General features: G+C 44.9%; 15 protein-coding genes. 1 reads left to right on the forward strand and 14 read right to left on the reverse strand.

The window, feature by feature from the left end; translation table 11 throughout:
- Positions 1–51 precede the first annotated feature (51 nt).
- The 14 genes from C3Y98_RS09310 to rpoE all read right to left on the reverse strand — a co-directional run bounded on the left by C3Y98_RS09310 (position 52) and on the right by rpoE (position 11,918).
- Positions 52–861, reverse strand: a complete 810-nt coding sequence (locus C3Y98_RS09310; protein WP_135278326.1) for a tRNA threonylcarbamoyladenosine dehydratase — start codon at positions 859–861, stop codon at positions 52–54.
- Positions 861–1,238 (reverse strand): holo-ACP synthase, encoded by a 378-nt coding sequence (acpS, locus tag C3Y98_RS09315; protein WP_135278327.1) that lies wholly within the window; start codon positions 1,236–1,238, stop codon positions 861–863. The genes C3Y98_RS09310 and acpS overlap by 1 nt, the downstream gene beginning before the upstream one ends.
- A 28-nt stretch (positions 1,239–1,266) precedes the next feature.
- Positions 1,267–1,995 (reverse strand): pyridoxine 5'-phosphate synthase, encoded by a 729-nt coding sequence (gene pdxJ / locus C3Y98_RS09320; RefSeq protein WP_135278328.1) that lies wholly within the window; start codon positions 1,993–1,995, stop codon positions 1,267–1,269.
- Positions 1,996–2,070: 75 nt separating this feature from the next.
- The gene (gene recO / locus C3Y98_RS09325) at positions 2,071–2,805 is read right to left on the reverse strand and encodes a DNA repair protein RecO (protein ID WP_135278329.1); all 735 of its coding nucleotides are present in this window, start codon (positions 2,803–2,805) and stop codon (positions 2,071–2,073) included.
- Between the two features lie 115 nt (positions 2,806–2,920).
- Entirely contained in the window at positions 2,921–3,850 is a 930-nt protein-coding gene (era, locus tag C3Y98_RS09330) for a GTPase Era (protein WP_135278330.1), read from the reverse strand.
- The gene (rnc, locus tag C3Y98_RS09335; protein WP_135278331.1) at positions 3,847–4,539 is read right to left on the reverse strand and encodes a ribonuclease III; all 693 of its coding nucleotides are present in this window, start codon (positions 4,537–4,539) and stop codon (positions 3,847–3,849) included. The genes era and rnc overlap by 4 nt, the downstream gene beginning before the upstream one ends.
- 45 nt (positions 4,540–4,584) lie before the next feature.
- Positions 4,585–4,974 (reverse strand): DUF4845 domain-containing protein, encoded by a 390-nt coding sequence (locus C3Y98_RS09340; RefSeq protein ID WP_135278332.1) that lies wholly within the window; start codon positions 4,972–4,974, stop codon positions 4,585–4,587.
- Between the two features lie 55 nt (positions 4,975–5,029).
- Positions 5,030–5,809 carry a signal peptidase I gene (gene lepB, locus C3Y98_RS09345; protein WP_135278333.1) on the reverse strand — a complete coding sequence of 260 codons (780 nt, stop codon included), beginning with the start codon at positions 5,807–5,809 and terminating at the stop codon, positions 5,030–5,032.
- An 18-nt stretch (positions 5,810–5,827) separates the two neighbouring features.
- Positions 5,828–7,621 (reverse strand): translation elongation factor 4, encoded by a 1,794-nt coding sequence (gene lepA / locus C3Y98_RS09350; RefSeq protein ID WP_135278334.1) that lies wholly within the window; start codon positions 7,619–7,621, stop codon positions 5,828–5,830.
- A gap of 187 nt (positions 7,622–7,808) precedes the next feature.
- The gene (locus C3Y98_RS09355) at positions 7,809–9,218 is read right to left on the reverse strand and encodes a DegQ family serine endoprotease (RefSeq protein ID WP_135278335.1); all 1,410 of its coding nucleotides are present in this window, start codon (positions 9,216–9,218) and stop codon (positions 7,809–7,811) included.
- A gap of 67 nt (positions 9,219–9,285) precedes the next feature.
- Positions 9,286–9,753 carry a SoxR reducing system RseC family protein gene (locus C3Y98_RS09360; RefSeq protein WP_135278336.1) on the reverse strand — a complete coding sequence of 156 codons (468 nt, stop codon included), beginning with the start codon at positions 9,751–9,753 and terminating at the stop codon, positions 9,286–9,288.
- A 26-nt stretch (positions 9,754–9,779) separates the two neighbouring features.
- On the reverse strand, positions 9,780–10,775 hold the full coding sequence (locus tag C3Y98_RS09365) for a MucB/RseB C-terminal domain-containing protein (protein ID WP_135278337.1): 996 nt from the start codon (positions 10,773–10,775) through the stop codon (positions 9,780–9,782).
- Complete coding sequence (locus C3Y98_RS09370; RefSeq protein WP_135278338.1) at positions 10,772–11,260, reverse strand: sigma-E factor negative regulatory protein; 489 nt, start codon at positions 11,258–11,260, stop codon at positions 10,772–10,774. The genes C3Y98_RS09365 and C3Y98_RS09370 overlap by 4 nt, the downstream gene beginning before the upstream one ends.
- A gap of 55 nt (positions 11,261–11,315) precedes the next feature.
- Positions 11,316–11,918, reverse strand: coding sequence for an RNA polymerase sigma factor RpoE (rpoE, locus tag C3Y98_RS09375; RefSeq protein ID WP_135278489.1), 603 nt, complete (start codon positions 11,916–11,918; stop codon positions 11,316–11,318).
- Between the two features lie 317 nt (positions 11,919–12,235).
- On the opposite strand from rpoE, the gene nadB reads away from it, so the two are divergent.
- A complete protein-coding gene (gene nadB, locus C3Y98_RS09380) occupies positions 12,236–13,873 on the forward strand; it encodes an L-aspartate oxidase (RefSeq protein ID WP_135278339.1) in 1,638 nt (545 codons plus the stop codon).
- Positions 13,874–14,117 lie beyond the last annotated feature (244 nt).

Genomic DNA, 14,117 nt, shown 5'->3' on the forward strand with positions numbered 1-14,117 from the left:
GACTGTGGTCATGTGCGACTTGCTAAACATTCAGACAGATTAGGTCAGCCATCACTTCGATAATAAAGCTTTAAGCGCAAAAGCCGTTGCAGCAAAACCAAATGGGGCGGTTACGCATACACTAGAACCATAACCAGCACAGTTAAGACCTGTCACCCCAGCGTTTGACGCTACATCGCACGCGCTATCTGGCTTAATCACTTCTTCATCAGAGTAAACTGCCTGTATTCCAAACTTATCAGATTTTTTTGAATTAGTAGCTTTAGGAAACTGATAATCTCGGCGCAACTGGTTACGCACTTTCGCCAATAAGCGGTCACCAGACACATGTGCCAAATCAGCCACTTGAATACGTGTAGGGTCTAGTCTACCCCCGGCTGCACCGACCGTGACTAGCGGCAGTTTGTGTTGACGACAATAAGCCGCTATCGCTATTTTGGCTTTAGCATCATCAATGCAATCAATCACATAATCATATGCACTGCTTAACATCACACTTACGTTTTCAACGGTCACAAAATCTTCAATTTCATGCACCTGTGCAAATGGGTTAATACTCAGGATACGTTCGCGCATCGCCGTCACTTTAGCCTTACCAAAGGTATGATCTAAGGCATGTAACTGACGGTTAACATTAGACTCGGCCACATTATCCAAGTCTATTAAAGTAATGGTTCCCACCGCATTACGCGCTAATGCCTCAGCAGCCCAACTGCCAACACCACCAATACCAATCACACAAATATGCGACGACTGCAGCTTAGCTAAACCATCGGCACCGTAAAGCCGGGCCACGCCACCAAAACGGCGTGCAACGTCTGGTGTATTTAGATCATCAACTGAACTTAGTGTGACAGCCATCAGATTTCCAGCACTACAAATGCAGCAGCCAAGTTTTTCTCATCACTAATGCTAATGTGCGTTTTACTGATATTTTTTGAAGCCAAGAATGCTTGTAGCACCGGTGCCAACACCAAAATAGGCTTACCTAGCTCGTCATGAGAAACTGCAATATTTTGTAAAGTAGCAGGCGCACGCAACCCCGTACCTAGCGCTTTAGAAAAAGCCTCTTTTGCCGCAAAGCGTTTTGCTAAGAAACGTGGCTTAATATTAGATTTCTGATAACTTGGCATTTCACTTTCAGCCAAAATCTTTTTTGCAAACATATCGCCAAACTCTGCTATAGAGTCGTTAATACGTGCAACTTCAACCACATCGGTACCGATTCCAAAAATCATTGATTACCTTTTAACTATGACCAAAGTGCTACTTCGGTGCAAACTCTTTCATCAAAGATTTCATTTCACGTACCGCATTATCCCAACCCACAAATAAGGCATGCGCCACAATCGCGTGACCTATATTGAGCTCTTCAAATCCATACATGCGAGCAACGTGGTGCACATTATGATAATGCAGGCCGTGACCAGCATTCACAATTAGATGTGCATCCTTAGCATGATGCAGCGCTCGCTCGATACGATCAAGCTCTGCAATCTGCGCACGCTCGATTTCGGCATCGGCAAAAGTACCAGTATGCAATTCAATCACCGGCGCTCCTGTTTTAACCGCCGCATCAATCTGCGCTAAATCCGGTGCAATAAACAATGACACACGAATACCTACATCACTTAGTTTCTGTACGGCATGTTTAACTTTGTCAAAATGGGCAATCACATCTAACCCACCTTCAGTGGTGCGCTCTTCACGACGCTCAGGCACTAGGCATACATCCTGCGGCATCACTTTAATCGCGATATCCAGCATTTCATCCGTCACCGCACATTCCAGGTTCATTTTGGTTTGCAGTAAGGGGCGCAATGCAAAAATATCTGCATCTTGCATATGACGGCGATCTTCACGCAGATGTAAAGTAATGCTGTCTGCGCCAGACTGCTCGGCGCGCAAAGCTGCCTGTACTACACTAGGATATTTAGTGCCACGTGCCTGACGGATTGTTGCAACGTGGTCAATATTGACACCCAATTTGATCATGCGTTTATCACCTTTTAAATCAAAATATTATGGCAGCTTACCCACCGCTAGCATTGAGTTGCCTCAAGAAACTGGTTAATACCCTTGCAATTCAATCAGTAATTGCCGCGTATGTAGTGGCTTGTCACCCAAATAATGCGCTAACAAATAACGCATCAACTGCTTGCTCTGTTGCTGTGTCTGTTCATCGCTGTAATCGTCATTCAACATATCGATTAAGGTCTTGCCCGAAAGTTGCACACCATTTTCATAACGTGCCAAAGTACCGCGTATTGGATACGCGCCATGCTCTGCCTCATAACGATAATGTTGCTGCATTAGAATCGGTGCATTATTGGCATCTTGTTGCAACGGTATAGCATAGCCAAGTTCTTGCAAAAACTTTAACTCAAAACGACGTAGTGTCGTAGCTAGATGCTGCTCACTCGCCAGCGCTTTTAGCGTATCCGCGTAATATGCAAACAAAGCCTCATGCGGATCTTCACGCGGCAGCAGCCTTAGTAATAACTCGTTCAGATAGAAGCCGCACATCAGCGCCTCTCCCTGTAGCAACAGTAAGCAGCCGTTCCACTCTAAACCATGCAGTGTTTTAAGCTCCAATTTACCAGACCATGTTGCCAACATCGGCTGAAAAGCCTGCAACATACCGCGCATCGCTGAGCGTGGGCGTCTTGCCCCTTTCGCGGTGGTGGCAACGCGTCCAAACTCACGTGAAAACAGCTCAACTACCAAGCTGGTTTCTTTAAACGGGTAGGTATGCAGTACGTAAACGGACTGATTATCTTGACGATGAGAACTGACTGACGCCATAAGGTCTATTCAACCACCACGATGCAAATACTCTCGCTAATGATATTTATCTCAAACAGCATCAACGTGCACCGCTCCCTCAAAAAAACAGACAACCTGCCCCAAGAGTCGCAGATTAATAACCTAGCGATTTTAATGCGCGAGCATCGTCTGCCCAGCCGCCTTTAACTTTCACCCATGTCTCTAGGTAAACTTTACCGCCAAACAGTTTTTCCATGTCTTGTCTGGCTTCGGTGGAGATTTGCTTAAGCTTCTCACCATTTTTACCAATCAACATTGGTTTTTGGCTATCTTTATCAACAATGATGGCACAGAAAATTCGGCGCAACTTGCCTACTACTTCAAACTTTTCAACTTCTACTGCTACTGAATAAGGAATTTCATCACCTAGCAGTCTAAATATCTTCTCACGCACCAGCTCTGCCGCCAGAAAACGCTCGTTCTTATCGGTCAACTCATCTTCAGAGTAAATCGCCTCTTGCTCAGGCAAATAGTTACGGATAGATTTCAATAACTCATCTAAGTTAAGGCTCTTTTTCGCACTAACTGGCACGATTTCTGAAAATGGAAATTCCAAGTCAAAGTCTTGAATCAACGGTAGCACATTGCCTTTATCACCCATTAAATCCAACTTATTCACCACCAAGATAGTCGGTGTTTTATCAGACAATAACTGTAATACCTTACGATCCGCATCACCTAATTTCATGGGTTCAATCACAAACAGAACCACATCCACTTCTGTCAGCACTTGAGTGACCGTTTTATTCAGGCCTTTATTCAGCGCATTGAGATGCTTTTGCTGAAAACCTGGCGTATCAACAAATAGATACTGTGTATCATCTGTCGTGTGTATGCCCAGTAGGCGATGGCGTGTGGTTTGCGCTTTACGTGAAGTAATAGCGAGTTTCATCCCTAAAATATGATTTAGCAGCGTGGACTTACCCACGTTAGGGCGCCCGACAATTGCCACTGTACCGCACTTAAAGGGGCCGTCGAAAGCAGTGACTGCTTTCACTTCAAGCTCTTGATTAATATCTGTCATTTTTTAGCTTTTCCAATATGGAGTTTATTTAACGCAAGCAAAGCAAGTTCTGCTGCCTGCTGTTCAGCAATGCGACGGCTTCTGCCTTCGCCTACTGTGCGAATTTGATGTTTTTCCACTAGGCACTCCACCACAAACTTCTGCTCGTGTGCTTCACCGCTAGTGTGTGTGACCGTATATTCAGGGACGGCGATTTTTCTACTTTGCAATAATTCTTGCAATAAAGATTTAGGGTCTTTGTCTATCACTTTAGGGTCTATAGTTTCTAGCTTGCCCGCGTATAAACCCAAGACAAAACTTTGTGCTGCATCGAAACCACCATCAAGATAGACGGCACCGATAATGGCCTCCAACGCATCTGCCAATATAGAGGGTCTGCGCCAGCCTGCACTTTTTAGCTCACCTTCACCCAGCAACAATGCATCGCCAAGGTTAAGAGATAGTGCGATTTCTGACAAGGTCGCTTCTTTTACCATTTGCGCGCGCAGACGACTTAAATCACCCTCGGCCAGTTTGGGGAAACGTTGATACAACTGGTGTGCAATAATGAAATTCAGAGCTCCGTCACCCAAAAACTCAAGACGTTCATTATTTTGGCCCGCATAACTACGGTGCGTGAGTGCTTGTGTTAACAAGCTTTCATTCACAAATTGATGCGACAAGCGCCTTAATAACTCTTGTTTAGACATCAACACCACCAGAAGTTAGCTGCTTATTCAAATATCTTAAATACACTACTTACCATCACTACGTGCTGAAAAGTCTATCAGCACACTTACATTACCCATAATTGGCTTAACAACCTCATATGACACAGACACTACCGCACTTCCATCAGGCGTTTTTTCTATCACTAGGTCTGAGCCTTTTACCGTATCGACATAGGCAACTGAAGCGCGTTTTTCAAACGAGTCTTTAATTTCTTTATTGCTCATCGTACCTAGAGATTCAGACTGCATAGCTTTTAGCACTTTTTTGACTGACATAAACTCTATATAAGCCGGTGCTACTTTCATTACGATCAAAGCAACAAACACAACGAAGGCACCAACGATAAGCATGCCTAACAAGGTAGCGCCTTGTTGTTTCTTAACCGCTTGCATATGCATTAATTTATTTACCATGTTTATCTCCATACTCACTCAAGTTAGGACAGCCATATTTAGCAAAACCAAATAATTAATCTATTTTATTACCGATTCTAGAACCCTGATCAAAGTTCATCCAGATAAAAAACGCCTTGCCGACTAGATTTTTCTCGGGCACAAAACCCCATACTCGGCTATCTGAACTATTATCCCGATTATCCCCCATCGCCAGATATTGTCCATCTGGTACCGTGATTTCTTCACCTTCTGCAAATTTAGCACCTATCGTGTCTTGGTCATAATTACCAACCACGTCATGTACCAAAATATCATGCTTTTTACTGCCTAATTGCTCGTGGTATTGCTTAGCTTGCACCACATTAAGCCCAGACATCACATACTCATAATAACCCGCACTTTCAACGGCAATCGGCTGTCCATTAATCGTGAGGCGCTTATCTTGATACCCTACTTTATCACCAGGCAAACCGACTACACGCTTAATGTAATCAATTGATGGGTTAGGTGGGTAATGGAACACGATCACATCACCGCGGGTAGGTTTGTTAACCGCCAAGAAAGTGTTGTTTAAAATAGGCACGCGCAGGCCATAAGTAAATTTATTCACCAAAATAAAATCGCCTGCCAATAAAGTTGGCATCATCGAGCCTGACGGAATCTTGAAAGGCTCAACAATAAATGAGCGGACCAAAAACACCACCAAGATGACGGGGAAAAAGCTTTTAGCGTACTCGACTAAGACAGGCTCATCCGCCCCTGCAGGGCGTTTTTTACTCAATACTAAAATATCAAATAGCCATATCAAGCCGGTAACCAGCAGTACGACTATCATAAAAAGCGCGAACATCATGGCGTTTTACCTTTTTTCTTATTTATCTTCTACTCTTAAAATTGCTAAGAATGCTTCTTGCGGAATCTCAACACTACCCACTTGCTTCATGCGCTTTTTACCCTCTTTTTGCTTCTCTAGCAACTTACGCTTACGGGTAATATCACCGCCATAACATTTTGCAATCACGTTCTTACGCATTGCTTTTACTGTTTCACGCGCAATGATGTTAGCGCCGATAGAGGCTTGAATCGCCACATCAAACATCTGACGCGGGATTAATTCGCGCATTTTTGCTGCCACTTCACGTCCACGGTAAACACTGTTACTACGGTGCACGATCAGACTTAATGCATCTACGCGCTCACCGTTCACCATGATATCCAGTTTAACCAAATCTGCCGCACGGAACTCTAAAAACTCGTAATCCATACTTGCATAGCCGCGCGATACAGACTTCAAGCGGTCAAAGAAGTCTAACACCACCTCATTCAATGGCATTTCATAGCTCAGCATCACCTGACGGCCCATATACTGCATATTGCGTTGAATACCGCGCTTACCGTTACATAAGGTCATCACTGGGCCTACATAATCCTGAGGCATCAGTAAATTCACCACAATCATCGGCTCACGAATCTCTTCAATGCGTGACGGTTCTGGCAAGCGTGATGGGTTCTCAATTTGCACCACCTCACCATTTTTGAGCAGCAGTTCATAAACCACCGTTGGTGCTGTGGTAATGAGGTCCATGTCATATTCACGCTCTAAACGTTCTTGCACAATTTCCATATGCAACAAACCTAAGAAGCCACATCTAAAACCAAAACCTAATGCCGTTGAATTTTCCGCTTCAAACAACAAAGACGCATCATTCAAACTCAGCTTTTCTAGCGCGGTACGCAAAGCCTCAAACTGATTTGACTCAACTGGATACAAACCTGCAAACACTTGCGGTTTAACTTCTTTAAAGCCTGCCAGCGGCTCTGTTGCAGGCTTCCCAGCCAAAGTCACCGTATCGCCCACCTTAGCTGCAGCCAGTTCTTTAATACCGGCAATCACAAACCCTACTTCACCGGCTGACAATGATGTTTTTTGTAGAGACTTTGGTGTAAACACGCCCACCTGCTCGCACAGATGCTCAGAACCCGTCGCCATCAGGCGGATTTTATCCTTAGGTTTAAGTGTACCGTCCATCACACGCACTAGCATCACTACGCCCACATAGTTATCAAACCAAGCATCAATGACCAATGCTTTGAGTGGCTTAGTGGCATCGCCCACAGGCGGTGGCACTTTGGCAATCACTGCCTCTAATACATCGCGTACACCTACACCGGTTTTAGCAGAGCAGCGTACGGCTTCTGACGCATCTACGCCAATCACATCTTCAATTTCCTGAATCACACGATCAGGGTCTGCTGACGGCAAATCAATTTTATTCAGTACTGCAGTCACTTCAACGCCTAAATCTAATGCGGTGTAGCAGTTAGCCACGCTTTGTGCCTCAACGCCTTGGCTGGCATCTACAACCAGCAACGCACCTTCGCAGGCAGAGAGTGAACGCGAAACTTCGTAGCTAAAATCCACGTGGCCCGGAGTGTCAATTAAGTTCAGGTGGTAAATCTGTCCATCATCCGCCTTATATTCCAAAGCCGCCGTTTGCGCTTTAATCGTAATACCACGCTCACGCTCAATATCCATAGAATCAAGCACTTGTGCTTCCATCTCACGATCTGCCAAGCCACCACACATGTGAATAATCCGATCGGCCAGAGTGGATTTACCGTGATCGATGTGAGCAATAATGGAAAAGTTACGAATGTTTTTCATGTTTAATTTTTAATAATGACTAAATTGACGGCGAACGAACTGTTCAGATAACAATAAAAGCGTGCTTAACAATAAGGGCGCACTAGGCGCCCTTATTGTTAACCGAACAGCTCGGATTTTACAGCAAATTCAAAGTATTAACATCTATAGATTCATGCTTACTGTTGAATTATGCGATGAAATGATTTTACTTAGCACTTGGAATTTTAACCGGCACATACAAGGTGCTCTCACCACGCAATACCAACAAAGCGATAGTTTTGCCGGTACCAAAACCAGCTAACTGCTTGTTAAACTGCTCAAGGCTTTGCACTTCAGTATTGTTCAACCCCAGTATCACATCACCGCGCCTGATGCCTGCTTGCGCTACAGCACCTAGTGCATCCATTACCAAAAGACCATTCTTTCCATTCAGTTTTTTCTTTTGTTGCGGCGTCAGTTCTTTTAAGATTAAACCAACACGATCCGCATCCTGCTTCACCGGTGGCTTATTCGCCTGTGTAGCCTCAGACCCATCTGAAGGCATCTCGCCAATCGCCACACTTAAGGTTTTATCATTACCCTTACGTAACACCTCCACTGGCACTGCCTTACCCGGCTTAGCAGCACCAACGGCACGTGGCAAATCGGAAGAATTTGCGATTGGTTTGCCGTCAAATTTAATGATGACATCACCAGCTTCTACCCCGCCTTTATCAGCAGGTCCGCCTTTTTCCACAGCAGCAACCAAAGCACCGTTGGTATTTTTCATCCCAAACGATTCAGCTAACTCCTTACTCAACTCTTGAATCACAACACCCAACCAACCTCTAGTTACCTTACCTGAAGCCTTTAATTGGTTAGTGACTTCAAGCGCCACGTCAATCGGGATACTAAACGACAAGCCCATAGAACCGCCGCTTCTGCTATAAATTTGTGAGTTAATACCCACAACTTCACCCGCTAAATTAAACAAGGGCCCTCCAGAGTTACCTGGGTTAATCGCCACATCAGTCTGTATAAATGGTACAAAGTTCTCTTGCGGCAAAGCCCTGCCCTTTGCGCTCACAATACCTGCTGTCATGGTGTTTTCTAAGCCAAATGGTGAACCGATTGCAGCTACCCACTCACCAACCTTTAACTTGTTTGGATCACCAATCACCACTTTAGGCAAACCAGTAGCCTCAATTTTAACCAGGGCAACGTCGGTACGTTTGTCCGCACCGATAATCTTAGCTTTGAACTCACGTTTATCTGATAACTTAACAATCACCTCATCAGCGTCGGACACCACATGTGCGTTGGTTAAAATATAACCATCGCTGCTGATCACAAAACCAGACCCTAGAGACTGCGATTTGTACTCTGGCTGTGCGCCGCCATTTTGGCCAGGAAAATTAGGGATACCAAAGCGTTTAAAGAACTCCTGCATTTGTTCATCACCCAACATGCCAGGAAGCTGCGCAGGACTGGTGCGCATATTTTGCGTAATGCTGATATTCACTACTGCAGGTCCTTGCTTCTCTGCCAACTCAGTAAAATCTGGCAAATCCTTAGCGTTCACATTCACTGCAGAGCATAAAATAAATATAACTGCAGCAAGCCAACTTCTCATCATCTACTCACCCCACTTAAATGTTTGAAAAAAATCCGTTTAAATTTGCAAAATTCAATTAGTTAATGCCTCATTCATCATTGTCTACATCATCGGCATGGCGCAACACTACGGCCTGATATTGGTAAGCGCCGCTGCCGACAGCAGACGACCCGCGCCCCACGAGATGCCATTTAACCCAGACAAATCCTATGCATAAGCCCAATATGGCTGCTAACATCACGTACAACTGGTTGTTAAATAAAAGCTCGGTCATCACTGAGAAGAAAATCAGACTGAGTAGCGGTATCACATATAACAGAAAGACTGATCGCAATGCTACACGTTCATCAATACCAACCACTACACTGTCGCCAACCTGCGCATTGATGGTATTTTCCGCTAGAAATGTGTGACTTTTATGACCAAGCATTTTGCCCCAAGTTGCATTGCCACAACCACGGCGCTGGCCACAGATGCCACATGCCGTCCTGCGCTCTATTTCCAGCTCAGCTACGCCCTGCTTGCATCGAATCACTACTGCGTGTTCTTCTATCATAATGACGAGTAAAACTGACCTGACGATTATTTACCAATGACTACCGCATTTGCAATTTGCACCACGGTCGCCTCAGGCACCTCGCCGACAGCGGTCACAAGATAGCCGTTATTCACCCCGGCATAAAAACTGGTATAGCCGCTTGAGGCCAAGGCCACTTTAGTTTTACCGCTTTTATTGGTAGGTTCAATAAACAATGAAACCGAAGCTAAGCCATCTGAAAAAATCATATGCATCACCGGATAAGGTTTACCGGGTACCATACGCACAATTTGATCTACCTTACGATAGCCGGCGGGCAGTTCTTTAATTTCCCAAGTGACCGATAATTTACCATCAGGTAAAATAACAGGCTCATCTGCCATCACGTAATTCTTTTTGCTATCAATACGTGGCGTAAACCAATCCAGTGCAACTGAATTCAATAGCGACACACGATTAAAACCGATGCTTTCAATAATTTCACTGCGCTGATTGAACCTTACGGACTTTAGTAACAACCCATATTCGTCGTCTATCCAGAATTTATAGCTATAACGTAGTCTATCTTTGGGCTCTAAAAACAAAATCTGCGCCTGACGATCTGCCACACGCTCATGCGTGCTTAAATGCACGGTGTAATTCTCTTTAATTGCATCAAAATTTAGCGGCAACATGGCTGGAAACATATTTTGACCGCGTTTCTTTTCAATGACTATTTTTTCATTTTTTGCATTGTAAATAACCAGATTGCTGCCTTGACTCAACACTTCACGTGACGCGCCATCCAGCACCACATTACGAGAAAACTCGTTTCTGCCATCAAATAAATGTGTGATTTGTACAGCTTTGGCCTGCTGGCCGGTTTGACAGACGAAAACGCCTTCATAACTTAAAGCGCGCGCCGCAACAGCTGCTTTTTGCAACATTACCCATAACTCATCATCGGTAGCCGCATGACCAGCAAAACTTGTTACACATAAGACAAATAGCGTAATCCCTGCGAGGGGTTTAGCCAAAAAAACGCGACTACTTGAAATCATTCTGAATAATTCACTGATTGAATATAGTATGAACTCGTTGAAGGTGCTAATGACTGATGTGCCATTAGGTACTCATTGGGGATAGACTCACTGGTAGTGGTTGCTTTAGCGACTTCTAAGGTTGCTGATGGATTAGGTTGAGATTGCTGCTGTAGCGCCAGCCAGCCTACGACCATAACAGCGGCAAATGAGGCCGCAATTGACCAACTAGCAGGTAACTTATCTTTCAGCGCCTCTGTTTTCGCACCACTTACCACCTTTGATGCGCTAGGAGCCAATACTGTAGGCTCCTGTTCAATCTTTTGCATGAGCTTTTGTTTAAAGCCTGCACCAAGCGCCACATCACCACGCATCGCATCGCCAATGAGGTGGTACTGATGCCAAGTTTGCGAAGCTTGCCTACTGGTATGGATGGATGCGATCAGATGCTCGGCATCTTCAACTGCAATTTCATCATCCATTAAAGCAGAAATTTGTTCACTCATTATTCACTCCTAATACACTACAAACAACGCATCGATACATTGGGTGCATGATTCACTACCAGCGTTTATTTTCTGGCGTATCCAACAAAGGTCTTAACTTCAGCGCAATTGTCTCGCGTGCCCTGAAAATTCTTGAGCGCACGGTACCAATTGGGCAACCCATGATGGTCGCAATCTCTTCATAGCTCAAACCTTCAATTTCACGCAAGGTAATGGCTGTTTTCAACTCTTCAGGCAAGCCCTCAACCGTATCATTGACCGTTTGCGCAATCTGCTTGGTCATCATGCTGGATTCAGGCGTTTCCGTAGTGCGCAACTCATCACCACTGTCAAAATTTTCAGCATCTTCGATTTCAATATCGGTAGATACCGTTGGACGGCGCCCCATAGAAACCAAGTAGTTCTTTGCCGTATTAATACCAATACGATACAACCAAGTATAAAAAGCACTGTCGCCTCTGAAGTTCGGTAATGCGCGATAGGCCTTGATGAAGGACTCTTGCACCACATCTTCAATTTCAGCTTGGTCGCGAATCATACGCGACAGCAAGCGCGCTAATTTGCGCTGATATTTATCAACAAGCAAACCAAACGCACGCTTGTCCCCGCGTTGCGCACGCAACACAAGCTCGTGATCGATCTCACGATTACCAGAAATCGGCGCAGTAGACACTAATTGCAACCCTTCTGTCGGCCCCACTTTAGCCTGTCCAATTTTATTTTCAGCTCTCTCACTTCTGTAAGTATAACCTTGGCTAGCGGGTTGAATGAAGTTAAATTGGGCTAATTCCTGAATTTTACTGGGTTGTATCATTGCGTTTGCCTCCACAGCTTAAAATTTTTCATTTAAATAAAATTAAACGATTACTTTATTTATATTTACAATGTTATTTCTATTGCCTTTTATAAAGACCGCGATACACTCTCAGAAGTTCCTAACAATTCAATCCTCCTCCACATAAATCCTTGTAAATTATGCAGCAATTTGATGTTTTAATTATTGGCAGTGGCCTTGCGGGGCTGTCGCTTGCACTACGAACTGCCGATCATAAAAAAATCTGCTTGGTCAGCAAACGTAGCATTAACGACACGGCCAGCAATTGGGCACAAGGCGGCATTGCAGCTGTACTCAACAACGATGATTCATTAGACGCGCATATCCAGGACACATTAATCGCAGGTGCTGGCCTCTGTGATGAGGCTGTGACCAAAAAAGTAGTGGAACACGGCAAAGAAACCGTAGAGTGGTTAATAGAACAAGGCGTGAAATTTACACGTGAGCACAATAACAGCAATTATCATTTAACCCGTGAAGGTGGGCACAGTCACCGCCGCATCATCCACGCAGCAGACGCAACCGGCAATGCGGTGCAAACCACACTGGCTGAGCAAGTCAGACAACATCCGAATATCACGCTACTTGAGAACCATATTGCCGTCGATTTAATCACGACGCATAAAGTTAAAAACCTCAACCCAAAAATTGCCAATGACAATGCATGCCTCGGCGCATACGTGCTAGATAATAGTACGGGAAAGGTCATGACGATTGGTGCGCATAATACGGTTTTAGCTACAGGCGGCGCAGGCAAAGTATACCTTTATACCACCAACCCGGATGTGAGCACTGGTGATGGCATTGCAATGGCATGGCGCGCCGGTTGCCGCGTTGCCAATATGGAGTTTATTCAATTCCACCCCACCTGCCTATTTCACCCTCATGCGAAATCTTTCTTGATCTCTGAAGTTGTGAGAGGAGAAGGCGGCCTACTCAAGCTGCCAGATGGCACTCGATTTATGCCGGACCACGACCCGCGTGCAGAACTGGCACCCAGAGATGTTGTAGCGCGCGCGATTGACTTCGAAATGAAAAAACGCGGGCTGGACTGTGTCTATCTAGACATTTCACACAAGCCGCTCGACTTTATACGAGAACATTTCCCTAATATCTATAAACGCTGTTTAGAGCTTGGCATAGACATCAGCAAGTCTCCCATCCCCGTGGTGCCTGCAGCACACTACACCTGCGGCGGCGTGATGACCGATGACAAAGGCCAAACCGATGTTAAGCATCTATATGCAATTGGTGAAACCTCTTGCACTGGCCTGCATGGCGCTAATCGATTAGCTAGCAACTCACTGCTAGAGTGCTTGGTGTTTGGCAAAGCAGCGGCTGAGGATATTCTAAATCAGGTACAACATACTGCGACTCACCTGCCATATTGGGATGAAAGCCGTGTCACTGACGCGGATGAGGAGGTGTTAATTACCCATACCTGGGATGAGCTACGCCGATTTATGTGGAACTACGTTGGCATTGTACGCACCGATAAGCGCCTCAGCCGAGCGCTACACCGTATTCATATGCTGCGTGATGAAGTACATGAGTTTTACAGTAATTTTAAAATCAGTAACGACTTAATAGAACTACGTAATCTGCTGCAAGTAGCAGAGCTGATTGTATTAAGCGCGATTGAACGCAAAGAGAGCCGTGGCTTGCATTACAGTAAAGACCACCCCAATTTAGATGAAGAAGCAATACCAACGGTACTGGAACCATCTAACTACTACAGCCTGCTAGATCGAGAGCATGGGCTCAATCATCAGCATTAAAACGTTCGCACGCGACGTGCAAGCACCTCGTAGCCAACCACACCAGAGCATAACAAAATATCGTTACCTAAACAAAATCTGACTTTAATCTGAATACTCCGTATAATTCACAATATTCCCTGCGCAAACCAATCAGCGTAGCGGTCTTAAAATATTAAATCTTTCCTGATTTACACAATCACGTTAATGATTTTTACATATGCCTACCTCGATTGGTGTTGCTTCACAAAGTAATAGGTCGGCT

Origin of the sequence: Methylotenera oryzisoli (genome assembly GCF_004661485.1) — a bacterium.
Lineage (GTDB): Bacteria > Pseudomonadota > Gammaproteobacteria > Burkholderiales > Methylophilaceae > Methylotenera > Methylotenera oryzisoli.